This window comes from Streptomyces sp. NPDC051963, from assembly GCF_044593495.1.
GTDB lineage: Bacteria > Actinomycetota > Actinomycetes > Streptomycetales > Streptomycetaceae > Streptomyces.
The window spans coordinates 259661-286059 of record NZ_JBIUCC010000001.1 but is presented as its reverse complement, the minus strand read 5'-3'; the positions used below and the strand labels follow the sequence as shown (position 1 = coordinate 286059).

General features: G+C 71.3%; 9 protein-coding genes. All 9 read left to right on the top strand.

Annotated features, from left to right (window positions below; genetic code table 11):
• The first annotated feature begins 221 nt into the window (after positions 1–221).
• Complete coding sequence (eccD, locus tag ACIHFB_RS01290; RefSeq protein ID WP_400124856.1) at positions 222–1628, top strand: type VII secretion integral membrane protein EccD; 1407 nt, start codon at positions 222–224, stop codon at positions 1626–1628.
• A gap of 44 nt (positions 1629–1672) precedes the next feature.
• Positions 1673–3211, top strand: coding sequence for a type VII secretion protein EccB (gene eccB, locus ACIHFB_RS01285; protein WP_365282283.1), 1539 nt, complete (start codon positions 1673–1675; stop codon positions 3209–3211).
• A gap of 423 nt (positions 3212–3634) precedes the next feature.
• Entirely contained in the window at positions 3635–3970 is a 336-nt protein-coding gene (locus ACIHFB_RS01280) for a hypothetical protein (RefSeq protein ID WP_400124855.1), read from the top strand.
• 92 nt (positions 3971–4062) lie between these two features.
• Positions 4063–4371 carry a WXG100 family type VII secretion target gene (locus ACIHFB_RS01275; protein WP_365282281.1) on the top strand — a complete coding sequence of 103 codons (309 nt, stop codon included), beginning with the start codon at positions 4063–4065 and terminating at the stop codon, positions 4369–4371.
• 309 nt (positions 4372–4680) lie between these two features.
• Positions 4681–5160: a type VII secretion system-associated protein gene (locus ACIHFB_RS01270; protein ID WP_400124852.1), complete on the top strand. Its 480-nt coding sequence runs from the start codon at positions 4681–4683 to the stop codon at positions 5158–5160.
• 24 nt (positions 5161–5184) lie between these two features.
• Positions 5185–8442 (top strand): AAWKG family protein, encoded by a 3258-nt coding sequence (locus ACIHFB_RS01265; RefSeq protein WP_400124850.1) that lies wholly within the window; start codon positions 5185–5187, stop codon positions 8440–8442.
• Between the two features lie 127 nt (positions 8443–8569).
• Entirely contained in the window at positions 8570–9025 is a 456-nt protein-coding gene (locus ACIHFB_RS01260) for a YbaB/EbfC family nucleoid-associated protein (protein ID WP_365282278.1), read from the top strand.
• Between the two features lie 2 nt (positions 9026–9027).
• Positions 9028–9402, top strand: a complete 375-nt coding sequence (locus tag ACIHFB_RS01255; RefSeq protein ID WP_365282277.1) for a hypothetical protein — start codon at positions 9028–9030, stop codon at positions 9400–9402.
• Positions 9403–9483: 81 nt separating this feature from the next.
• Entirely contained in the window at positions 9484–26394 is a 16911-nt protein-coding gene (locus ACIHFB_RS01250) for a hypothetical protein (RefSeq protein WP_400124848.1), read from the top strand.
• The last annotated feature ends 5 nt before the right edge of the window (positions 26395–26399 follow it).

Here is a 26399-nt window from a genome sequence, read left to right as displayed (position 1 = left end):
AAAGAGTCCGGTCCGCAGCACGATCCGGCGGACGTAGGCAGTAGTCTGCATTCACGTAACGCGACCTGTCCACGTGGGAGGTGGATTCCGGGCGCACGGACACAATTCCCTTGTCCGACTGCCCGGTTCCCGGCCGCGCGGGCCTTCTGTGCTCTGCGCCCGGCCCCTCTCCCGAGGAAGTCCTCCTGTCAAAGCCCCCACGGAAGACGAGAGTTCAGCTGATGACCGACAGCGCGGTGGCCGAGCTGTGCCGCCTGACCGTACGTGCGCCAAGCGTCTCCGTCGATCTGGCCGTGCCCGCCGACGTGCCGGTCGCCGATCTGCTGCCCACGCTGCTGCGTTACGTCGGCGAGGAGGACGAGGAGGCCGGACTCGACCACGCCGGCTGGGTGCTTCAGCGGCTCGGTGACGCCCCCCTCGACGAGGAGACGACCCTCGTAGGCGCCGGGCTCGCAGACGGGGACGTTCTCTATCTGCGCCCGCATACCGAGGCGTTGCCCGAGGCAAGGCTCGACGACCTGGTGGACGGGATAGCCGACACGGCCGGCCGACGGCTGCACACCTGGCATCCCGAGGCGGCCCGCGGGCTGCTCGTGGGCACCACGGTGGCGACCGTGGTGGCCGCCCTGGTGCTGGTGTTCTGGCCGGGGGTGACCGACTCCGGCTCCTTGAGGGCCGTCTGCGCGGCCGTGACGGGGCTGCTGCTGCTCGCGGGCGCCGGCACCGCCAGCCGCGCGGTCGGCGACCGCCTCTCCGCGACCGGGCTCGCCCTGCTGGTCGGACCCTGTCTGGCGTTGGCCGGCTGGGTGCTGCCCGGCGGCGATCTGACGGGCCCGGACGCGGCGCAGGTCGTGGGCGCGCGGCTGCTCGCCGCGGGCGCGGCGGGCGCGGGCGGTGCCGTCCTCGCGCTGGCCGCCACCGCGGTCGGCGCGCCGGCCCTGTTCGCCACCGCGGTGGTCTCGGTGGCCACCGCGATCGCCGGGGCCCTGATCGGGTACTCGGGCCTGGACATGCCGGCCGCGGTGGGGCTGGTGGCCACGGTGGTCGCGCTCGCGGCCGGGACGGTGGCACCGTTCGCCTTCAAGCTGGCCGGGATGCGGATGCCCTCCCTCCCCTCGTCCGCCAGCCAGCTCCAGGAGGGCATCGAGCCCTACGCGGGCGACGAGGTCGCCGAGCGCACCGAGCTGGCCGGGCGCTGGGTCACCGCGCTGTTCGCCGCCACCGGCATCGTCGCCGCGGCCGCGCTGGTCGTGCTGGCCGAACACCCGAACCTGCCCGAGGTGTTGACCTCGCTCGTGCTGAGCCTGCTGCTTCTTCTGCATTCCCGCGGCCTGGTGGCCATCGGGCAGCGGCTGACCCTGGCGGTACCCGGAATCTGGGGGCTGCTTCTCCTCGCCCGCGCCTGGGCGGTGGACAGCGACGGCGACGGGCGCCTGGTGGTCTTCGCGGTGCTGCTCGGTGCCGCGGCCGCACTGGTGATCGCGGCCTGGACGGTGCCCGGCCGCCGGATGGTGCCGTACTGGGGCCGTGCGGCGGAAGTGGCGCACACCGGCTTCGCGATCGCGCTGCTGCCGCTGAGCCTGTGGGTGACGGGGCTCTTCGGCTGGCTGCGCGGCCTGTTCGGCTGAGCACCCCCTGCACTCCGGCAAGAGAACGAAGTCGAGGAGAGGCCGTGCAGTCCAAACGCGACCAGGTACACGCCCACAGCTTCATGATGGGCCGGCTCAGCTCGGGCCTGCTGATGGCCGACCCGGACGCCCCGGAGAGCCCGCTGGGGCGCACCACCCGCGGGGTGGTCTACGGCGTACTGGCCGCCGTCCTGATCGGGGCGGGCGCCACCGTCTACGGCCTGCTGCGCCCCGGCGGGAACGACGCCTGGCGCGACGGTGAGCACCTGGTCGTCAACCGCGACACCGGCGCCCGCTATCTGTGGACCGACACCGACGGCGTACTGCACCCGGTACGCAACTACGCCTCGGCCAGGCTGATCGGCGGCTCCGACCTGGAGACCGTGGACGTCGGCACCGCCTCGCTGCGAGATGTCCCCGTGGGCGCCCCGGCCGGTGTCCCCGGCGCTCCCGACACCGTGCCCGAGCCCGGCCAACTCGACGACGGCGCCTGGCACATGTGCGTCACCGGGCCCGACGGGGCGCTGCCCGACACCTCCGGCGTCGTGGCGAGCACCGGGGTGGACGAGCCGGGGGCCACCACCGTCGTGGCCGGGGCACCGCTGGACTCCCGCGGCATCGGCGGCGACCGCGGGGTGCTGGTGAGCGGACCGGACGACACCGAGTACCTGGTGTGGCGGGGCAGCAGACTGCCGCTTGACCGTCCCTCCGACGCCCGCAACGCCCTCGGCTACGGCTCCGAACGGCCGATGCCGGTCTCGGCGGCCTTCCTCGACGCGCTGGCCCCCGGCCCCGCCCTGAAGCCGCCCGCGGTACCGGGGCGCGGTGAGGCGGGCCCCGTGCTCGGTGGCGAAGCCAGCAGGATCGGCCAGCTGTTCAAGGTCAGCGTGCCCGGCGGCGGCAGCACCTACCACCTGCTGCTCAGGGACGGCCTGACGCCGCTGACCAGGCTCGGCGCCGCCCTGGTACTGGGCGACCCGGCCACCCAGAAGGACGCCTACCAGGGACGGTCACCCGAGGTGCGCACGGTAGGCGCGGACGCGCTGCGCGAGCACCGGGCCGAGGGCACGGACCCCGCCGGATCCGCCGAACTGCCGGACGCGCCACCCCTCCCGCAGTCCGCGCCGCGCGGAACCGCGCTCTGCGCGCAGGTGGAGGGCGACGACGGCGGCGCCCGGATCAGGTCCGTGCTGGTACCCCTCGCCCGGCTCGCCCCGGTCGCGGTGCCGCAGGGCACCGCCGAGCCGCTGGAGCCGGCCTGTGTCCCGGTCGACGCCACAGTGGTACGGCCCGGGCGTGGCGCCCTGGTCCGGGCCCTGCACGCCAGCGGCGCCGCGCACGCGGGCACCACCTATCTGGTGGCGGAGAACGGCGTGAAGTACCGGGTCCCCGCCAAGAATTCGCTGGAAGCGCTCGGGTACGAGACCGCGGACATCGGCTCGGTCCCCGCTCCGCTGCTCGCGGCTCTCCCGACCGGCGCGGACCTGGATGCGGCGGCCGCCTCGGGCGCCGCGGAGCCAAAGGTCACGGCACCGGCGTGCGGTGCGAATGCCGAGAAGGACAAGGCGGACACCGCGCGCTGATCACGGCAAGGAGTGCATACCGTGCCGAAGAAAAGGAAAAGGGCGGGGGTAGGAGAGGTATTCAGCCAAACTCGGCGCCGATCCCGTGAAGTCCGCGGAGGGATGACGGGATCGAGCGCCGCGGAGAACCTCAAATAAGGCTCAGAAATGTCGCGTGCCAATGCCCGTTCTCCTACTGCGCGTGCCCGTTTTCCGCCCGTGTCGCGTCGCCCTGCGAGCGGTACATGCCCGGCTGCCGTGCCGTTCGGGCGCGCGTGTTCATATCGCCGAAACCTTCGCACAACTCCCTTGCCACGAAAGAATTCTGGGCCGGACTGACCGATGCTCAAATCTTCCCGGATCGCGTTGCGCGGAACACTCGGTTCTCTTTAGCCTCAGCGGGCAACGTTTCGACAAGGCATGCCTGAACGAAGGGAGCGCGACATGGCGGACAGTGCCGCGAGGAAAGCGGACTATGCCAAGGGCTTGGGGGGCGTCTCCTCCCTGGAGTCGGCCCGCAGCCAGGTAGAGAAGATCCAGAACAACGTCGCCGAGATCGCGGCGCGTTCGGGCGTCGGCGGTGACGAGGGCCAGGCCCTGCTGAAGCTCTTCCGCAGCTGGAACACCGAGGCGCAGACCGTCGTCGTCCAGATCGGCAAGATGATCGACGCGCTCCAGGAGAACGTGACCTCCGCCAACCGTCTGGCGCAGGAGAACCAGGACCTCACCGAGGTCCTCAACAGCAAGACCAGCCAGGGCGTCTTCGAAGCGCTGCGCTGACCCCGGTTCCCGCAGCACCGGCCCCCGTACGGCGAGGCCGGACCCCCTGAGCTTCCCGGGCCCCGGCGCCCGGCCGTCCGAGAGGAGACGTCATGGCCGACGGCATCATCGACGTGCAGTACCCCGTGGTCCGCAACGCCATCGAGGAGTTGATGGCCCAGACCCAGCAGATCATCACGACCCTCAACAACCTGGAGGACGAGCTGAAGCCGCTCGTCAACTCCTGGGAGGGCTCGGACCAGGAGACATACCGCCAGGTCCAGGCGGAGTGGGACCAGGCAACCAAGAACATGGCTCTGCTGCTCGGTGACAACGGCGAGCTGATCCAGACCATCCACGACAACCACTCCCGCGACGAGCGCAAGAGCGCCGACAACTGGGGGAGCGTGCGGGCCCGTTAGGGCCTCGCCGGAGTCTCCCTTCGTCCGTCCGGAGGGCGGGCACCGGCGTCCGGTGTGCGACCGGAGGACGCCGAACCGCCCGTATCCCGGTCCCACACGGACGGTTCGGCGACGCGGCAGGGGCCGCCGCTCGAAGGGGCGGCGTGGAAAACGTCGTGCCGGACGCCACCGAGCGGTCGGGAGTCCTCGGACCGACCCGGTGTGCCTCTCCGCACGTGGGCCCACCGGCCCGGCCGTCGCCCCAGTGCACGGGCGCCCGCCGGGCCTCCGTATCCCCCCGTCCGGCAGCAAGCGGCAGGAGAGCGTCACATGGCCGGTGAGAAGGCCGATGTCAAACATTTCGATCTCAAGCAGATGGAGAACTTCCGGGACAACGAGGTGGAGCCGGTGTACCTCGCTGCGAAGAAGCACCGCGAGGACGGCGACGGATCCCACATCCGCCCGCTCGGCCGGCTCATCGACGGGCACACCACACCGGAGAACCTCGCCCAGGACAAGCAACTCCTGCGCATCGGCAGGATGGTCACCGAACCGCTGGTCTCGGGACCGAAGCTGATCGAGGACATCCGCACCGCGGCCGAGGCCATCGACAAGCTGCTCGGTGACCAGATGGACCTCTTCAAGGAATTGAAGGAGGCCCTCACCGAGACGATCGAAGAGGCCAACAAGACCAAGAACAAGAACCTCGACGCGATCGACGCGCAGACACTGCTCCAGACCTTCGACGAGGTCGACACCCTCACCGCCGGCGGCACCGGCGGCACCGGCGATCCGGACGACGAGTCCTGACCAACCGACCAGAAAGGGCGCCCGGTGGCCGATCGGTACGATCCCAACTCCGTCGCCAATCTCGACAAGTTCGACAACGCCGGCGACCCGTCGACCGACACCTGGGCCACCCTGGTCACCCACATCACCGGCTATCCGGTGCCGGACCGCAACACCATCTTCGACTCCCTGCGGTCCGAGCACGGCGGCAAGCTCTTCCGGATGGACATCAAGGAGCGCAGCCTCAGCGTGCTCGTCAAGGACTCCGGGTTCCTGACGAACAAGGGCGAGGACTACGACATCTGGTTCTTCGACAGCGGCAAGAAGAGCTCCATCATGCAGGCCCGCATCGTCTTCGAGGGCCGCGTGAAGGACGGCGACAACATCATCTTCGCCGGGCCGGGCTCGGACAACGTCAATGACGCGCAGGTCCGTGAGGGCAACGAGTTCACGGACTACAACAAGGACAAGATGAGCACCATCCCGCTCGCCCGGTACATGAACGGGCCGCGGGCGGCGCTCCTCGGCCTGCTGGGCGGCAACACCCAGGACGCCCGGTTCAGCAACCTGGGCGTGCCCGGGACCGACGTGGTGGACCTGAACTCGTTCAACACCACCGGGGAGTCCTTCGACTTCGCCGCCAAGTTCTTCAAGGACCACGCGGTGGTGCTGAAGGACTGGGAGGACCGCTTCGGACGGGACGACGCGAGCTGGAAGGGCGAGGCGGCGGAGGTCTTCCGCAGCCTGCTGACGAAGATCCGCGAGAACTACGACAGTTACGTCGAGACCTTCAACTCCAGCCCCGGGTCCGGGGACGAGACCGGCACCGGCAACACGGTGTACTCCCGCGCCCTGTCACTCGGCCGTAAGTACCTGGAGGACTCCGCCACCAAGCTGCTGGAGGCGTGGCTGGCCTGGGCCAAGTCCTCGTACTACGACCCGCACCAGGTGCTGCGCTACGTCCTGGACGACCTCGCCCAGTGGGCGGACGCGAACAACGTCGCCAAGACGGACATCAAGTCGTACACCTCCCGCTACACCACCTCCGTCACCCACAGCCCGCAGGCCGGGTTCTCCCAGGTGCACCCCGAGTACGGCGACCTGACCGACATCGCGAACTGGGCGAAGGTCGGCGACAAGGCCGTCAGGATCTGGAGCCAGGGCGTCGACGAGTACCTGGGCAAGCCCGCCGCCCAGGTGCAGTCGGACCTGAACAACCACTTCCTCGACCTGGGCGGAGACTTCTCCGACAACGTGCCCAAGCCGAAGTCGACCAGCACGGCCTCGGAGGAGTACGAGGAGAAGAAGGCGCAGGAGGAACAGGAGGAGATCAACCGGCAGAACGAGGAGAACCGCAAGTACCAGGACGAGTTGCGCAAGGAGCAGGAGGAGCAGCGCGAGGAGGACCGCAAGTACCAGGAGGAACTCCGCGAGGAGCAGAACCGGCAGCGGGAGGAGGACAAGCGCCTCCAGGACGAGCTGCGCAACGAACAGAACCAGCAGCGTGAAGAGGACAAGAAGTACCAGGACGAGCTGCGCGAGGAACAGCGGCGTGAGCAGGAGGAGGCCAAGCGCGAGGCCGAGGAACAGACCAAGGCCATGCAGGAGAGCCTCGGCGGCATCAATGATCCCGGCGGGGTCACCGAGCAGAACCTCGGCAACCTCGACAGCCTGCTGAACCCGGACAACGTGGTCACCGAGAGCCTGGGCGACCTCGGCAACGTGAACAGCCCGGGCGGCGACGACCAGCAGTTCTCCACGTCCAACCCGCCCCCGGTCACCACGAACCTGGGCAACCTCGGGCCGGTGAACAACGGACCGGGCGGGACGAACAACTCCGCTGCCGACGCCGCCAACGACGCGATCACCGAGAACCTCGGCAACCTCGGCGGCCTGAACACCGGCGGCGGCTCCCTCAAGACCCCGACGGGCGGCACCACCCAGCTCGACGACGGCAAGCTCACCACCGACTTCCCGGACGGCAGCAGCACCAGCTTCGACCCGGACAGCGGCACTCTCACCACCACGCACCCGGACGGCAGCGTCACCACGCAGAACCTGGGCGACGGCACCAGGGTGACCAACCCGGACGGCTCGGTCACCTCCCTCGGCGACGACGGCAAGCTGACCACCACGTTCCCTGACGGCACCACCCAGACCGTCGACCCCGCGACCGGCCAGACGACCACCACCGATCCCGACGGCACCACGACCACCGAGAACCTCGGCAACCTGGGCAACCTCAACAGCCAGGACGGACTCGGGGACCTCGGCGACATCAACCCTGACCTGACCACGGAGTCGGTCGGCGATCTGGGCGACCTCGGGAACCTCAACACCGGTGGTGGCGGCCTGGACACCCCTACGGGCGGGAACACCGAGCTTGTCGGCGACGACTTCGCCACCACCTTCGCGGACGGCAGCAAATCCGTCTTCGACGCGGACACCGGCACGCTCACCACCACCGACCCGAACGGGTCCACCACGACCACCGACCTCACCCACGGCGCGCAGGTGACCAACCCGGACGGCTCCACAACGGTCCTGGACAACGGCAAGCTGACCACCACCTTCCCGGACGGCAGCACACAGGTCATCGACCCCGACACCGGTATCGCCACCGTCACCGACCCGCAGGGCAACACCGAGACGGTGAACCTGCACGACCTCAACTCGTCCGGCGGCAACAGCGATTCGGGCGTTCTCGACGACCTGGAGAGTCTCGGCGATCTCAACGGCAGCGGCAGCGGTGACGGCACCACCCAGGACGTGTCTCTCTCCGATCTGGGCCTCGGCGACGGCTTGAGCACCGGGGCCTCCGGCGGCGGCCTGTCCGAAGCGGGCTCCTTCTCCGCAGACGGCTCCGGCGGAGTCGGTGCCGAGCCTCTCTCCGACGGCGTCGCCGAAGGTACGGGCACCCCGCTGGCTCCCGCCGCCACGGCCGGCACCCCTGGCGCCCCCGGCACGCCCGGCAGCCCTGGCATGCCGATGGGCGGCATGGGCGCGGGAGGCATGGGCGCGGGCGGCGACAAGGGCAACGGCGAGCGGGTGCGTGCCGTCCTGGTCGACGCGGCGGAGGAGAGCGAGCGCCGCAACCGCCGCCGGCGCAGCCCATGGAACCGCCAGGAGGACAGCGACACCTTCCTGGCTCCGCCCTCCCGCGTGGGGACCACCGGCGGCGACTCCCCCGAGGAGGAGGCGGAGCCGGGCCGCAGGGCCACCGCTTCCGCCGACTACCTGGAAGAGGACGCGGACGTATGGGGCACCGAAGAGGGCGGCACCCCGGCCGTCATCGGGCGGTGAGCACCGAGCGGGCGCCGCGTGGCCACCGCGCTGAGGCGAATCACACCCGGCTCCGGCTTCCGCAGCGGGTGCCTCACCAGGCAAGATCGGCAAGGCAGTTGACCGACGGAGAAGGGCAGGAGCGGGCGTGACGGAACCGCTGGAGAAGCGCCTCGAGAAGGCGATGGCCGAGCTCGAAGCGGCCCAGGAAGCGGTCGCGCGCACCGAACGCGAGCTGCGGCAGGCGTCGTTCGCGGTGCTCTCCTCCGACCGCGCGGTACGCGCCACCGTGGGCCCGCAGGGTGAGCTGGCCGGGATCGAGTTCCTGGAGAACAAGTACCGCGACATGTCCCCCCAGGAGCTGGCCGCCAGCGTCCTGGAGGCCGCGAACGCGGCGCGCCTGAAGATGAACCGGCATGTGATGAAGGCGATGGCACCCTTCACCGAGCCCAGCAGCAACGTGCCCGAGCTGAAGGGCTTCGAGCTGGACTGGGAGCGGATCTTCGGCCCCGAGGTGCTGCGCGACGACGACGAGGACCCGGCACGCGACGCCCAGGCCACCCCCGCCTGGCGGGACGCGCTCGGCGAGGACGGAGAGGACTGACGATGGGACAGCGGTACTACGTCGACCCGAACCGCATCGAGGCCCTGGCCAGGCAGCTGGAGGAGATCGGCACCCTGGCCACGAACATCACCGAGGAGTTCCTCGACGACCTGGCGCCCACGGTCACCTGGCCCGGTACGGAGGGCGAGTTCGCCGAGAAGGCCAAGCCGCAGGAGCAGAAGGAGCGCCAGACCACCAAGGAGACGATGATGTCCATCCGCGACGCGGTCGTGGGCATCACCGACGCCACGGTCAGCCAGGTCCGCATGATGAAGGACACCCGCGACCGCAACATCGAGGACGTCGAGCGGGTCAACAACCGTATCGAGACCGATGGCTTGAACGGTGACGGCCCGGGCGGGCATGGCCGCCGCTGACCTCCGCACCGCCGGCCGCTCCCGCACCGCACCGGGAGCGGCCGCTCCTTCCTGCCTGTACGGCCCCCAGGACGGCCCCCGATGAGCATCAAGGCATCGCCCGAGGTCAACGCGATGATCTTCATCCTCACCGGGGAGAAGCTCATCGACGCCGACGAGGACCTCGCCTACGAGAGCCGCCGTCCCTACTCCGGACTGGGCCGCAAGGTCGACAGGCTCTCCTCGCTGATCGACAAGTCGATCCACGACATCTCCGAAGTCATGCCGGACGACCTGTCCAAGTCGTACGCCAAGGCGATGGGCATGCTCATCGACGACGGTGGCAAGAACTACCTGCGGGACTTCGCCGAGCAGCTCGACAAGATCGCCGAGGGCCGGCGCAAGACCTCCATGGACATCATGGAGTCCAAGTGGCAGGTCATCGCCGAAATCATCCGGCTGCTCATCGAGATCGCCATCTATCTGGCGATGTCCTTCTTCACCGGCGGCGCCTCGGCCAGCCAGATCATGATGGCCAAGCTGCGCAGCCGGTTCCTCATCCTCACCACGCTCACCCACCTGCTCCAGCGGCTGCATCTGGCGCCCTCGCTGACCGAGGCGTTCGCCGAGGCCTTCACCACCTTCGCGGTGCGGCTGGCGATGATGAACTTCGCCCCGGACGGCCGCCGTCCCGACGGCTTCGACTGGAACGACATCCTCAAGTCCGCCGCGTTCGGCGCCGCCGCGGGCTTCCTCACCGGCATCTTCGACAACTTCGCGAAGAACATCGTCAAGAGCTACGACAGCAACTTCCTCAAGAACGGCACGGACCTCGACTTCAAGCCGACCCCCAACCCGAATCTGCGGAACACCCCGGACCTCGACTTCAAGAACAACAGTCCCAACCCCAGCCCCAACCCCAAGCCGGATCTCGGCCCCGGCCCCACACCGAACAACCGTCCCGACCCGACCCCGAACGTCAACGGCCCCGACCTCACCAACAACAACCCGTTCTCCTTCGGGAACAACTTCCGGAACAACCCCGACCTGTTGCGCAACAACCAGCTCCTGCGCAACAACGCCGACCGGCCGGGCGCGCTGGCCGGGCACTACGGCCTGAAGGGGACGGCCGACTTCCTCGCCGCCGGTGCCGGCGAGGCGCTCGCGGAAATCCTGATCAAGGGTGCCTTCGACGGCGACTGGTCCACCAACTGGTCCACCTTCGTCGGCGCGGGCATCAGCAGCCAGGTCGAGGCCACGCTCAGCGACACCGCCCTGAACACCGGCGCCGAACTCCGCAACGTCATCGAGAACCTGCGCAACCAGCCGCCGCCCACTGTCTCCGGCGGCACCGGCGACACGGGCGACTCCGACACGCGGGAGTCCTCCGACACCTCGCGCTCCCAGGACGGCGACGGGCCCGACCGCACCGACGGTCCCTCGACCACGGACCTCACCGGCGGCGTGGGCTCCACACGCACGTCATCCTCGCCCCCGCCCGACTTCGCGGAGAGCCCACCGCCGTACACGACACAGGACCCGCCGTCCTACACCCCCCAGGACCCGCCGCCGTACTCCCCGGGCACGCTGCCCGTGACCGCCACCGAGAACGCCCTGTGGCAGCAGGTCCACAACGGCCCCGCCGACATCCGCGACCAGGCCCTGCGCGACCTCGTCGACCTGCGCGGCGCCCAGCCGCCCGGCAACACCGAGATCGGCGTCCGTGACAGCCTGCACGGCAACCTGTCGCAGCAGCCCGAGGTCCGGGTGGTGCCCGCCGGGAACAGCCCTGCCGCCCAGATCGACGCCGACCAGGTCCGCCGCGCCCTCGACGGCTTCGGCACGCCGGTCACGGTGGACGCCCCGCTCACGTCCCCGGTGGAGGGCGCCGGCCAGGAGGGAGGCGGTCCCGTCGCCTCCAACGGCCCGACCGCGTCCACCACGCCCGGCACGGGTACCGGCGCGCGGCCGGGAGGCGTCCCCACCACAGGAGGCACCCCGACTCCCACCGCCACGCCGCCCCAGGCCACCCGTACCCCGGACGGCCCGGCCTCGGTGGACGGCTCGCAGACGACGACGGACGACACCGAGCAGCCCTCGCAGACACCGGAGTCCACGCCTTCTACGGATTCCACGCCTTCCACGGAGACCACGTCCTCTACGGAGTCCACCGCTCCTCCCGAGATCGCTCACTCTCCCCAGAGCACCGATTCGCCCGACCTCACCGTCACTTCGCGTTCCACCGAGGGCGGCGAAAGCATCTCCACCCCGGCCCCGGACATCAGCGCTGCTCCGCCGAAGGTGAGCACCACCGGCTCGTACGCCGGCACCGGCAACGTGGGCGACATCAGCGGAGCAACCGTGGCGCCGCCGCTGACGATCGTGGTCTCGGAGGTGCCGCCGCCGGGGGAGGGGGCGCCGGAGGCCGCCGAACTGCTGGACGGGGCCGGGACGGACCGGGCCGTGGTGCTCGGGCCGCCGGTCACGTCGGACGGGGCAGGGCGGCCGGTGCGCGCGGCCGTCGAGTTGACCCGCGAGGGGCCGGGCGCTCCGGTCCGGGTCCGCCCGCTGAGCGGCCCACCGCCCATCGCGACGCCGGACGGCGCCACCGACACCGCGGCCACCACGGAGACCGCCTTCCCCGGCGCGGACGTACTGATGCCGCTCGCCGATGCCCTCGGCCCGGCGCCCCGACCCGCCACCCTGAGCACTGCGACGACCGACAGCGACCCGGTGATCACTACCCCGGTCGCACCGCCCGCGAAGGTGCTCACGGAGTCCACAACGCCCCTACACGGCAACGGAGTCGGCCCCGATTTCACTGTCACCACCGCACCCCCCGCGGCCAAGTTCGCCACCGTGTCCCGCCCGTGGACCGAGTCGGCCACGGACCTGCACCTGGAGTCGGGCCAAGACAACGGAACCAACGGAACCGGCGGACACATACCCGCCCTCGGCGGCGGACGCGGGCCCGGCGACGGCGGCACCCCGCCCCCGACGCCGGACACACCCCCGCCGTCGGGACAGCTCGTCGTGCGGCCCGCAGCCAACGCCGGCACCACGGGCGCGCCGGTCATCACCACCCTGGACGGCCACAGGGTGCCCGTCGAGCAGCTGCGCCGCTGGGTGCCGGACTCGGTTGCCAGGCCTCAACCCGGGCGTGCCGTACAGACGTTGACCATCTCGCAGAGCCCGGCCGAGGACGGTACGTCGCACGCCGCGGGGCGCCGGGCGCTGCTCGGCGCGGACACCTTCCGCGGTGTGCGCACCACCTCCGGTCCGCCCGCCGCCGAGACCACCTCTGCCCCGCCCCCGCAGCGCACCGTGTTCACCGGCCCGCCGACCGCCCTCCCCGGTTCGGGTACCGAGCGGGGGGCCGAGTACTTCGCAGGGCACGGCACCCCCCGTACCGTCACGCTGGGCACCGACGACGCGGCGCGCCCCGCCGTGAAGGTCAGCGGTGTACAGCTCGGCGAGGTGCTCAAGTCCTGGGCGCAGGACGGCGATCAGGACCGTCCGCTGGTGCTGTTCTCCTGCGAGACCGGGCGGCAGCCGGAGGCGGCGGGACTGCCGGTGGCACAGCACGTGGCGAACCGGACCGGGCGGCCGGTGTACGCCCCGACCACCGAGGTGGGTACGGCCCGGGACGGGAACGGCGAGGTCCGCGCGGTGCTCACCGAGGGGCCGGACGGGGCGGGGAGGTGGCGGCTGTTCACGCCGGAGCCCAGCGGCGCCGACCTGGACGGCCTGGCGCGTGACGCCGGTCTGCACACGGGCCCGGAACCGGCCGACGCCTTCGCCCGAGCACGCACCCTCCAGCAGATCCGCACGCTGCGCGACGCCCTCGGCCCGGACGCCGAACAGCGGCCGGAGAACCGGGAGGTGCTCGCGGGCCTCGCCCATGTGGACGGCCTGCGCTGGCTCAGCCCGCAGACCGCGGCCCGCTACGGCGACGGCCGCATGACCCCGGACCTGCTGCGCCGTATGGTCACCGACCGGGCCGACGCCACGGGCAGCGCCACCGTCGATCCGGCGACCGGCCCCACCGCCGAGCAGTACACCGAATTCCTGCGCGCGGCAGCCGAGTTGCGCTCGACCGCCGGCCCCGACACCACCCTCGAAGCCCTGCTGCCCCCGCCGCCGCCCGCGCTCCCGCCGACCACCCTGGTCTCGCCGGAGGACGTGCGAGGCCTCAGCTATGCGCCCTCCGCGCAGATCACCTGGTCGCTCTCCGATACCCCGCTGCCCCTCTCCGAGCTCGCCCTCAGCCCCGAGGACAGCGCCGAACTCGCCCGCCGCAGGCCCGACCTGGCGCCCACCCCGAGCCGCCGGGAGAGCCTCGCCGAGGACCTGACCCTGTTCAGCAAGGGCGCCGGTCCGGCGGACGTCGTGCGAGCGGACGGCACGACGTTCAGGCGGCTGGACACCCCTGGCGGCGGGAACTGCCTCTTCCGGGCGCTGCTCGACAGCGCGCGCAGTCAGGACGTACCGCCCGCGTGGGCGGCGCGGAACGTCGCAGGGCTGCGCGGTCTGTTGCGCGACCGGATCACCGGGTCCGAACTGGCCGCAGCGGCGGCCGAGGCGACTCCGGACCCGGTCCTCGCCGTGGTGGACGACCTGCGGATGACCGCCCTCGCCGGGGTGCGCGACCCCGACGCGCAGCGCAGGATCACCCAGCGCTGGAACGGCATCGCGCAGGCGGTCGTCACGGACGGCAACCCCCGACGGTGGCGGCGCATCCTCAGCGACAGCGGCTACCCGCAACTCGCCGACATCGCGCCCACCCCCGACCACGCACGGCGGCTCGGCACCGAGGGACTCATCGCCGCGGCGGCCGAACAAACCGGGCTGTGGAACTCTCCGTTCGCCGATGTGCTCCCGCAGGCGCTGGCCCACACCCTCGATCTCGATCTGCGCCTCGTCCAGGCCGACCCGCACTCGCCGGGGAACACCCTCGTCACCACCCTCCACCCCGGCGGCCAGGGCGGCACGCTGCACCTGGCCTACAACGGCACCGACCACTACGACGCCCTGGTCCCGGCCACCGCCCCGCTCACCCCCGTACCGGACCCCGTCACGTCCTCCGCGGACCCGGCCACCGAGGAGCCCGAGGCTTCCGACCCCTTCGACGAGTGGCTGCGGGGCATGGGCGGGATCACCGACCTCGACAGCCCCGGCGCCGAGACCCCCGACCGGGGCGACCCGGTGCCGCTGGAGACCCAGCTCGAACGGCACCGCCCGGCCCGCCTGCTGACCGGGCCGGATGCCCGGCCGCCGGGACCGGCGCCGCGCACCGTCACCTTCGAGGACGGCAGCCGGCTGCCGGCCGTGCTCATGGACCCGGGCGCCGATCCGGATCCGGCCGACGGCAGCCGCGATTCCCGCACGGACGGCACCCCGCGAAGCCGGCCGACCGGCCTCTTCGCCGGCCCTGGCATCCTCACCCTGCGCTCGCCCGAGCAGGTGGCCGAGGAGATTCTCGGAAAGCTGCCGAAGAAACTGCGCGATCAGTTCGACGAGGCGGAACTGCTGCGCCTGCTGACCGATCAGCCCGGCGCCTTCACCGCCCCGCGCGGCGCACGCTTCGTGGGCCGGGAGAAGTCCGGGGTCGGCCACGAGATGACCGTCGAGGCCATCCCGTACCACCGCTGGGAACGCTTCTCCGACGTGAACGGCGGTACCACCCGGCTGGACACCATGCGGCGCGGCCAGGCCGGTACGGGCGGCGGCCGCAGTGTCGGTTACGGACGCCGGATCGCCGCCGCGCTGAGCATGGGTCCGCCGCTCAACTGGCTGCTGAAGATCGGCGTTTCGCTGGGCTGGACCCGGCGTACGGACTACTCCCTGGGCACCCAGGCGTACCACCAGACCGAGCACCGCGCCCACGAGGGCTCGCACCTGCACCTGGACGACGTCCACTACCGGGTGCGGGTGGAACGGGTCACCGAGGCGCCGAAAGCCACGGGTCCGGACACCTCGCCCGCGACGGGCCCTAGTTGGCAGCGCAGCCCCGTGCACACCGCGGAGTTCGCCATGCGGGACGGGCTGAGCTGGCGGCTGCCGGACGACCTCACCGTGCCGTACAACGGGCCCCGGCGGGCACCGGAGACGCTCACCTTCCCGGACGGGGTGGAGCCGAGGATGGCAGACACCACCGGACTGCACCTGGTGGATCCGCCGGAGGACATCGCACTCGCCATCTCCGGTGCCCGGCCCGGCAGTTCGGCGCACCGCACACTGATCTCGTACGTCCGTCCAGGGCGGCTCCTCGCGCTGTTCGGGCGGTTCTCCGGGCCGGTCAGCGGACCCGAGTTGACCCGGGGGAGCGGTCAGCACCCGTTGGGACACCTGATCGTCGAGCGGTCGATTCCGCACCGGGCCACCCTGGTCACCGAGTCGGTCAAGGCCGAGCTGCGCGACCTCACCCAGACCACGTACCAGAACGAGCGCGGCCACGTACGTGACACCCGCCTCGGCGTCCAGGTCACCGCCGGGCCCAACTACACCCTCGTCGGCCCGGAAACCGACGTACGCCTCCAGGGCGGTCCGCTGGTCCGTGCGGACGTCAGCACCGGGCGTGGCCACTACCTCGGCACCGACGCGGCCCGCAAGACCACCGGACGCGTCCGCAACCACCCGGTCGCGCTCTACCGGGTGGAGCGCACCCTGATGGTGCGCAAGGCCGGTGAGCCGCCGACCGCCGCCCGCCCGCTGCGGGTGGTCAGCCTGGACTGGATCTCCACTCAGGACGCCCGCCGGCTCGCGGGCTGGGACAGCCGTACGCCCGGTCGGACGGGCCCCAACCCGGATGCCGAGCCGCCGGTGCCGTGGTACCTCACCCGGGAGGATCCGGTACACCTCAGCGGCCAGGTCCGTGCCGAGGGCTTCCGCCCCGACCGCCCGCAGAACCCCGTACCGAACCGGCAACAGGGGCAGCAACAGAACCAGCAGCAGGTTCAGCAGCAGAATCAGAACGGGCAACCCGCCGGCCCCCAGGACCCCATGCGCGCCTTCGCGGACACCGTCCTCGACACCCTGCACCGCTCGTACCCGTCGCTGTTCGTCCCGCCGCTGATGCTGCGGCATCCGCGGCTGGCGAAGTTCTGGTACGGCGACGGGCGGATGCGGACCGCGCTGCACAACGACCGGCAGGTTCGCGAGGCGCTCAACCGGCCCAGCCTGGCGCAGAGTCTGGACGATCTGACCACCACCGGGGTGCCGGTCACCCTCACCGAGGACGGCAAGGTGCGCCGCGGCCACCACACCTTGATCCTGCGGGCCCGGCTCAGCGACCGGCAGTTCGAGACCACCCTGAGCGAACGCTCGCTGCGCAACGCGGTGATCGGCACCGAGGTCTCCGGGCAGGGGCAGCAGGCGTCCACCACGCTCTCCGGCGGCGTCGAACTGGGCATCTCGCCGCGTGACCACGACAGGGTGCCCGAGGCCGGGCTGCCGCGCCAGACCGGCAACGTGTCCCTCGGCGCCCGCTATGCCAGGACCGACCAGAAGGCCATCCGGGCCACGGTCTCGGTCGCCCATGACCACCTGATGTTCCAGAACGGCGCCGACCTCTACAGCTACCAGGTGGAACTGGGCGCCTCCTTCGAGGGCCACCGCCGCCCGCGTGGCTGGGCCCGGCTCGCCTCCGTCGGCCTGCTCGGCGCGGGTGTGTTCGTCAGCAAGGTCGAGGAGCGCCCGCTGTTCAACCGGGGCAGCGAGACCGTGGGCCGGGTGGAGCTGGCCGTGCCCGCGGCGCACGGTTCCGACCGCCACGCCCCCGCCGACCCGCCGCCCGGCGGCCCGGCACCAACGCCGTCGGCCCCCGCACCGCAGCGGCTCTCCGCGATCGAGGCCGACCAACTCATCGACGGCACCCGCCCGTTGCCGAGGGCGGAATCGGCGGACCGAGAGCTCACCCGAAGGCTGCTGCGCTCCCCGCACGTGGTGCTCAGCACCGAGGGCGGTACGCAACGCCAACAGCTCGTGCAGGACACCGCCGACCGCGCCTCGGGGAACTCCTGGCACGTCGGCGCTCCCGGCGCCCCGGTGCGCACCGCGCTGCGCCGGGCGATGGCCAACCTCCACGTGGCCGGGCAACTCGGCCAGTACCTGGGCCCGTTCGGCTCCCGTATCACCGGACTCAACGGCGCCGGACCGCTCCAGACCCACCATCTGAAGGCCGCGGTCAGAGGCGAGCTGCACAACCTGCGCGTCAAGAGCGACCCGAAGCCCGCCAGCCTCGAGGCCACGCTCGGCAACGAGCACCGCATCGCCGGCAGCGCCGGCACCACCTCGCGTACCACCCTCGGTATCCAGGGTGCCGACATGCCGTTGCAGCAGGCCCCCGGCCAACCGGCGGTGATCGGGTCCTACTCGACGGCCCTCCAGTACGCGTGGGGCAAGGGCCGCAGCGTCTCGCAGGCCGTGACCCGGGGACGTAACACCACCCTCACCTTCGCCGGGCGCATGTACCTGGTGGTCGCCGACACCGCCGAGACCGTCGCCGTACGCGACCGCTGGACGGCCGCGATGGGCGCGATCGGCACCCGGGCCGGGGACCGGATCAGCTCCGCCGCCGGGCGGCTCTCCGAACGCCTCGGGCGCGGCCTCGCCCCGCGCCGGGCCGCCGCCGCGCTCCAACGCGTCCGCGACGCGGTGATGTTCCATCTGCCGATGCAGGACGTCATCGAGGCCGGGCTCGCCCCGGACGGCCTGGGCACCACCACCCCGCGCAACCTCGGCGGCGGCTACCGAGTGCCCCCGTTCCTGCGCGGCCGTCGCTTCCCCAGCCACCCCAGCGGCCAGCTTGACGCGAGCCAGGCCGCCCGGCAGCTGATGGGACGGCTGGAGAAGATCGGAGTGCCCTCGCACGACCGGGAGCAGGTGCTGCAGCGGCTCTCCCCGGACTTCCTCCGCGCCCATCTGCACGAGCTCACGACCGACGGGATGACCCTGCCGGTCCGCTACCGCGCCTGGTCCCAACCGACCCACCTGCCGGTCGGGGGCAGCCCCGGGCAGGTCAGGTTCAAGCTGACGCCGGTCACCACCACCGTGGAGCGGCTGCGCACCGGCATCGAGTTGGAGGACTACCGCACCACCGCCCGCGACGAGTCCGACAGTTCCTCCCAGGACCGCGGCGCCGACGTGACGATCGGCGTCGGGCAGCGCGCGGCGGACACCGGCGTGCTCCTCGCCAACCCCTCGGTGCAGGGCACCGCGGCCAAGCAGCGGTCGAGCACCCGCACTGAATCCGCCGGCCGCACCGCGATGCCGAACATCGCCACCACCCAGGCGCACGCCGAGATCGTCACCGGCTACACCCTGACCGTCACCATGACGGACGCGACCGGCGACCCCCTTTCCCCCCGCGCCGTCGCCCCGGTCGGCAGCCTCAGCGAGATCGTCCCGGCCGGCCTGCTCACCCCGGACGGCGACGACGCCGACGGCGCGCTCACCGAGCAGGACATACCCGAGACGGAGCGCGCGGTACGGATGCTGACGGCCGATCAGGCCCGTCCGGACGGCATCGCCGCCTGGCGCAGCGGCGACGACCCCGACAACTCCGATGTTCTGCCCTTCGACGACCGGATCGGCTCCGGCATCCTCGCCGTGGACATCCGCGGCGCGGCCAACGTGCAGGACGCTCTGACCCTGGCCACCGCCCGCGCCGACGGCCTCGGCGACGGCGACCTCGGCAGACGGCACACCGGCAGGACCCTCACCGAACGCGTCCGCATGGCCCGCCTCACCCCGCTCACCGGCCTCGGCACCGCCCCCGCCCAGGCCCAGCAGGAGGCCACCACACAGGTCGGCCTGACCGCGGGCTTCCGAGAGGCGCTCGGCGCGAACGGCTCAGCGCTGCCCACACAGGCCTCCGCCCGTCTCTTCGGCCAGTCGCACACCGCCGACTCCCGCCTCTACGCGAAGATGCACCGCCGCGGTGCCCGACTGCTCACCGTGGAGAACAAGCCACGTATGGAGGCCATGCAGCGCACGAAGACCTCCGACGCACTGGAGGCCGGCATCACCGACAACGTCGAGGGCGTGGTGGGCACTTCGCCACTGGCGGGCAACAGCAACGCGGGCGTCACCAACCCGGGTGCCGCGATCCCGATCGGCGGCGCCAACGACGGCACTGCTCTCAAGGGCACCGTGGACACCACCCTCGGCACCCACCTCAAGGTCGTCACCGACCGTTCCATGCTCTTCGCGCTGCCGGTGAGCTGGCTGTCGGTGGCCGAGGTGGACCATCGGATCACCGACAGCCGCCCGCTGCACGCGCTCGGCAAGGCCAAGCGCGGACCCCGCGCCGCCGAGGCCGAGACCACGGCCCTGGTCTGGCTGCGCGAGGACATCGCCCGCGACTACGGCCTGCTGGACGACACCACGTTCCCCGACGAGGTCAGCTCCGCCTGGGACGACCTGGCCGGCGCCGCGGCCGACCTCGCCGCAGCCGAGAAGGGCTACTACGACGCCCGGGCGCGGGCCCGCGAGACCTGGCTCGACCTGAGCCGGGAGGAACAGGCCGCGCTCGGCGACGACCATCCCGACCGGGCGACCGTCCTGCCGCAGGCCATGGCCCAGTCCCCGGCCGTCGCCGCCTGGCAGGCCGCCCGCGAGGAGGCCCGCCGCTGGGAACAGCGCACGGATGCCGCTGCCACCGACCACCACCGGCTGCACCTCGCGGCCTCCCGCCTCACCGCCCACCACCAGGGGTCGGCCTCCGTTCCGGTGCCGGACCGGAAGCAGGAGTACACCGCGCCGGACTGGCGCTCCGAGGCGCCCGAGCCGTACGCGATCACCGAAGGCACCGCCGGTGCCACCCCGGGCACTCTCACCTCGCCGGACGGCACCACGGTGCGCGAGGTGCACGACATGCCGCACGACGGTGCCTCCTTCTTCCACGCACTGCTCGCCGTCGCCCAGGACCGCGGCCGGCTGGGCCACCTGCTCGGCACCGACCTCGCCGACCGGTTCACCGCCGCCCCCGGCGACCCGGCGGTCACCGCGAGGGCCGTCCGGGCCGCCCGCAACCGCCTCGCCTGGGCGCTCGGCGAGGACGGCAATCAGGACCTGCTCGACGCCCTCGCCCTGGACGCCGCGGACACCTTCACCCAGGACGAACTCGACTTCGCGGACGTGCGGTTGACCCCCGCGCAGCAGGCCGAGTTCGACGCCTTCGGCCGTCTCCCGCAGACCGTCTGGCCGACCCCCGCGCAACGCGTGGCGCTGGCAACCGCGGCGATGCTCCGCCCGTTCACGAGCCGGCCGCGGCAGGACGGCACCGGGCAACCGGACGGCGAACCGGCGCCGCCCGAGCGCCGGGCCGGCGACCACGGCGGCGCCGACCTGCTGCCCGCCCTCGCCGCCCGGGTACTGGGCACGCCGCTCACCGTGGTGACCGGTGAGGGCCGCGACCAGCTCTTCCTGCCGCACGGCACCGATCCGGCCGCCGTCGACACGGCCCGCGATCCCGTCCTCTTCGCCGCCGACGGCTTCTTCCACGCCGCGTTGCCGCCGGGCACTCCGCCCCCGGTCGCCACGCCGTTGCCGGCCCCGACGACCACGGCCGGGACGACGTCGGCCACTTCGGAGCAGCAGCACGCGACTGAGCCCGCGCATCGCAGCCACACCACCGCGCCCTGGCTGCCGCCCGCCGACAGCACCGGCCCGCGCTACCGCCTCGACCGCGACGGCGTCCTCACCGCACCCGACGGTGCCACCTACACCCAGGGCACCCCCGCCGGCCGCGGCAACGGCTTCTTCGCCGCGCTCTCCTCGGCCCTGCACCACGCCTCCGCACAGCCGGGCCTGGAGCGCCACGAGGTGACCCGACTGCGCACCCGCGCCGGGGTGCCGCCCGCCCGGTTGATGCGCCTGAACGGCCTCCCCGGCACACCGGCAGAGCGTGACTCGCTCTTCACGCCCCCGCCGCTGCGTCACCGCACCGGCACGCCGGCACCGAGCCAGGACGCCGTCGAGGGTCACCTGCGCCGCCACCTCGCCGAGGCCCCCTGGGGGCCCGGGGCCGACCGAGCGGTGGCCGAGTGGGCCGCCGCGGCGACCGGCACCACCGTCACCCTGATCGAGGAGAACGGCACCGCCCACACCTACCTCGGTCCGTCCGGCGAATCAGGCCCGCACCTCCGGCTCCGCCGCCGCGGCGGCGACTTCGTCCCGCTGCTCCTGCGCACGCCGGCACCGGAGCCGAAGACGTCGGAGACGACGGGCACGGAACTCTCCGGCGAGGAGGAGGCATACGAACTCAGCACGCTGTCCGGCACCGGTGCTCCCATGGACACGGGCGCGGACGCGGACATCGACATGGACATCGATTCCGGTTCGGACTCCGCGCCCGAGGAGGCGGCCGTACGAACCGGCCCGGAGAACGAGTTCGCGGCCGAGTTCGCCGACCTCTTCGGCGAGCCCGAACTGCGGGCCGACGCGCTGCTGGACGTGGTACGGCGTCGGCACGCGCGTCTGGGGGGGTTCCCTGACGTGGCATTCGACAGCGCCTTCACCGAGCACACCGGGATCGGCGTACCCGAGGCCCTGGACCAGGCGGAGCAGGACGGCCGGCTCGGGTCCGAGGAGTACGAGGAACTGCGAGAGGCACTGGGCCTCGGTACCGGCGGCCCGTTCACGCAGACACGCCCCACCGGAACCTCCGCACGGGACCGCGAGGTGACACTGCGGATGCTGGACCGGGTGGCCCGCCTGGTGAAGGAAGCCCTCCGCAAGGAGGACCGCGAGGCGGACGCCCAGGTCACCCCGCATGTCGCCGTCGCCCTGCTGCCGGACGGTTCCCTCGGCATCGCGGGCAACACGGGCGCGAAGGCGCTCACCGGCGAAGAGGCCGCACTGGTGGAGCAGGAACTGCGCTGGTTCGTCACCGGTCAGGAGGCAGCGGGGACACCGCGGCAGCGGAAGCTGGAGCAGTGGAACCGGGACGAGGAGCAGCACCGCCAGGGGAGGGCGCTGCTGGATCAGCGGCAGCAGGAACTCGATTACCGGGCACAGGAGTTGACGGAGCTGGGGGCGCGGCTGGACGAACAGTACGAGTCGGGTGTGTGGAACGACGAACTTCAGCAGCAGTGGGACAACCTGCCGCACGACGAGGCGGAGGTCCTCCAGGAGCGTCAGCGTCTGACGGCGGACCGGCAGCAGTGGGGCCGCGACGAACGGTGGCTGTCGCGCCGGCGGACCGCGATGGCACGGGAGATGCGGGACCGTACGAAGCTCCGGGCCCTGGCCACCGGCTGGTACCGCCTCTACCACCCGGAATCACCCGAACTCGACGTCGTCAAAAGGGCCTTGGCCAACCCGAGGATCCTCAACGTCAGCGGCCGGGACGGGACCGTGCCCGCCGGGTCGTACGGCTCCGAGCACGGTGAGCTGACCCTGCTCGGACACTGGGTCGAGCACTGGCAGAACCACCCCGGCGACCCGAACAACCCCCAGACGCTTCACCTGGGCGGGTTCAAGATGGCCTGCGCCTCCTGCGACCTCGCCTACCAGGCGGTCAACGAGCACATCGGGAGCGCCCTCGGATATCGGGTGCAGGCGTCCGGGACCCACGGGACGTTCTTCCCCGGCTGGCGCATGCCGCAGTGGATGCAGCAGCGCGCGGAGCTGAAGGACCACATCAGCGACAACGCGGAGATCCTCGGCGCCTACCTCGATCAGAACGGCGTACTCCACGGCGACAGGAGCGAGACCGGGAATCCGCAGAACCCCGACGCGTCCTCCTCGGAGTACGAATCCGGCGGTGAGGAAATGGACACGGACGCCACGCCCGGCTCCACCTCACCGAGCACCCAAGCGGTGGGGCCGAGGCTGCCGCAGGGCCGCGCCGCCGAACCGCCGTCGGCCACCGCCCCCGCCCCACGCGGCCCGCGAGACACGCGTCCCCGTTTCGTGGTGCGGTCGGGCTTCGACACCCGCAGGTTCTCGTACCAGGGTGAGCCGGTCACCGACCTCACCGTCCGTATCGCGATGCGTGGAACGGACGGACAAGCCGCGCACGTTCGCGACCAACTCGGGGCAGGCGTACGTGAGTTCCTCAACGACCCCGCGTACCGTCTGCCCAACGGCGACCGGCTGCACATCACGGTCGAGCACGTCGACCCCTCCGATGCTCCTCACCTGACGGTGGACTTGGCGGGCCGGGACCGCGCGATGGACCAGAACACCTGGTGGGCGGATGCCGACCCGGTCCAGCTGGTCCATGAGCTGACGCATCAACTCGGTCTGCGTGACGAGTACCGTGACGCCGATTCCCCGCACCGCCCCCACGTCTTGGGCAGCCTGCTGGGTGATCTGAACGCGAGTCCTGAGGACTCCTCCCTCGCTGCTTTGGGCCTGCGTGGCAGGCACTTGGCGCTGCTGGGGGCGCTCATTGGGGATGTGACCCCAGCCCCTCAGCACGATACGGAGCAGAGCTGGGACGTGGCCCGTACCGCTGCGACCCCTGCCCCGCACGAGTCGGTGTGGGTGGACCCGGTCTCTCTGCCGCAACCGGCTGAGGGCGGGGAGCTCACCGAGGTCCCGGCCCACATGCCGCAGGAAGTCGTGCCCCTCACCCCGTTCAAGTCCGGGAACTTCGAGTTCACCAACTTGAAGCACACGAACGAGAAGTACCGCGACAAGGCGATCCGCATCATCGAGCTGCTGCGGAAGCACGACACCATTCGGGACTACATCGGCAACCGTCCCTGCCGCATCACGCTGCATCTGCGGACCACGGAAACCCCGGCCGACGTGACGGACCGCGATGAGAACGGCGTCGACATCAACCTGGCCAGCTACTACTTTGAGAAGTACGACATCGGCTACATCATGGGCATGCTGGCCCACGAGATCGGCCTGCACCCCCTCGCCTCCCGGGACACGAACATCCCCGACGAGGAGGCGATGTTCGAGGGAGTCCCGCTGGCGGTGCCGGGCCTGACCGATCTGAAGACGCCGCGCACCATGAGCACGGAGGGCGCGGGGCAGGCCGACCACATCATGGCCGCCTTCCCCAGCAGCACCAGGCACCGCACCTACCGCGACATCGTCGTGAAGATGGCCCAGGTCCTGGCGGAGGACGCGCAGGGTGGAGAGGACGGCGCCAAAGGCCAGGACGTCACGGACCTGATCGACTGCTACTTGATGGACCTAGCCACGATCGCGATCACCAACGACAAGCGCAAGGACGCGGCTTGGGAGCCCCGCAACACGGCGAAGGTCTACAACGCGTACAAGGAGCTGTTCACCGCCGAGTTGGCGGAGGACAGTCCTGTACGGCCGCTGCTGCCGCCGGACAAGGTCTGGTGGAGGGTCACGGGGAACTTCCTGGGCCTCGGCGCCAGCTTCACGTTCACCAACAAGGGCGACAGCATCCAGACCGTCACGCCGCCGGAACAGAGCACCGGTACAGCCGAGGCCCGGCCCCGTCTGCCGCAGAACGGTCGGGACAGCGCGCCCGGAAACCCGCCGGCCGCATCACAGCCGAAGGGGCGGCCCGACAGACGCCCCCGTTTCGTGGTGCGGTCGGGCTTCGACACCCGCAGGTTCTCGTACCAGGGTGAGCCGGTCACCGACCTCACCGTCCGTATCGCGATGCGTGGAACGGACGGACAAGCCGCGCACGTTCGCGACCAACTCGGGGCAGGCGTAAGTGAATTCCTCAACGACCCCGCGTACCGTCTGCCCAACGGCGACCGGCTGCACGTGACCGTCGAGCACGTCGACCCGTCCGATGCCCCGCACTTGACGGTGGACTTGGCGGGCCGGGGCCGGGCGATGGACCAGAACACCTGGTGGGCGGATGCCGACCCGGTCCAGCTGGTCCATGAGCTGATGCATCAACTCGGTCTGCGTGACGAGTACCGTGACGCCGATTCCCCGCACCGCCCCCACGTCCTGGGCAGCCTGCTGGGTGACCTGAACGCGAGTCCTGAGGACTCCTCCCTCGCCGCTTTCGGCCTGCGCGGCAGGCACTTGGCGCTGCTGGGGGCGCTCATTGGGGACGTGGCCCCAGCTCCTCAACGGGGCACGGAGCAGAGCTGGGACGCGGCCCGTACCGCTGCGACCCCTGCCCCGCACGAGTCGGTGTGGGTGGACCCGGTCTCTCTGCCGCAACCGGCTGAGGGCGGGGAGCTCACCGAGGTCCCGGCCCACATGCCGCAGGAAGTCGTGCCCCTCACCCCGTTCAAGTCCGGGAACTTCGAGTTCACCAACTTGAAGCACACGAACGAGGAGTACCGCGACAAGGCCGTCCGCATCATCGAGCTGCTCCAGAAGCACGGGACGATTCGGCGCTACATCGACGGTCGTCCGTGCCGTATCACCCTGCTGGTGCGGACCACGGAGACCCCGGCCAACGTGCGGGACCGTGGCGAGCAGGGCGTCGACATCGAACTCGCCAGCTACTACTTCGAGAAGTACGACATCGGCTACGTGATGGGGATGCTCTCCCATGAGATCGGCCTGCATCCGCTGGCCTCTCAGAATGCGGGCATCCCCGACGAGGAGCAGATGTTCGAGGCTGTCCCGCTGGCGGTGCCGGGCCTGACCGACCTGAAGACGCCGCGCACCATGAGCACGGAGGGCGCGGGGCAGGCCGACCACATCATGGCCGCCTTCCCCAGCAGCACCAGGCACAGGATCTACCGCGAGATCGTCATGGAGATGGCGCGGGTATTCGCGAGGGACGTCGCGAACGGGGACGAGAACGCGAAGTCCAAGGACGTCACGGACCTGTTCGACTGCTACCTCATGGATCTCGCCTCCATCGCGGTCACCAACGACCACCGTATGAACGCGGCGACGGAGCCCGGATACACGGCGAGGGTCTACAACGCCTACAAGGAGATGCTCCGAGCCCAGTTGGCGGACGACACTTCTCTCCCGGCCCTCCTGCCGTCGGACAAAGGCATGTTCGGCGTGATCAACGATTTCCGGCGCATCGGCACGTACGTCGCGATCAACAACCGCGGCGACAGCATCCAGCAGGCCATCGCGACCTGAGCCCC

Bases quoted from the DNA above. Each gene is read 5' to 3' on its own strand.
- eccD (WP_400124856.1), top strand. From the start codon at position 222: ATGACCGACAGCGCGGTGGCCGAGCTGTGCCGCCTGACCGTACGTGCG.
- ACIHFB_RS01280 (WP_400124855.1), top strand. From the start codon at position 3,635: ATGGCGGACAGTGCCGCGAGGAAAGCGGACTATGCCAAGGGCTTGGGG.
- ACIHFB_RS01275 (WP_365282281.1), top strand. From the start codon at position 4,063: ATGGCCGACGGCATCATCGACGTGCAGTACCCCGTGGTCCGCAACGCC.
- ACIHFB_RS01270 (WP_400124852.1), top strand. From the start codon at position 4,681: ATGGCCGGTGAGAAGGCCGATGTCAAACATTTCGATCTCAAGCAGATG.
- ACIHFB_RS01255 (WP_365282277.1), top strand. From the start codon at position 9,028: ATGGGACAGCGGTACTACGTCGACCCGAACCGCATCGAGGCCCTGGCC.
- ACIHFB_RS01250 (WP_400124848.1), top strand. From the start codon at position 9,484: ATGAGCATCAAGGCATCGCCCGAGGTCAACGCGATGATCTTCATCCTC.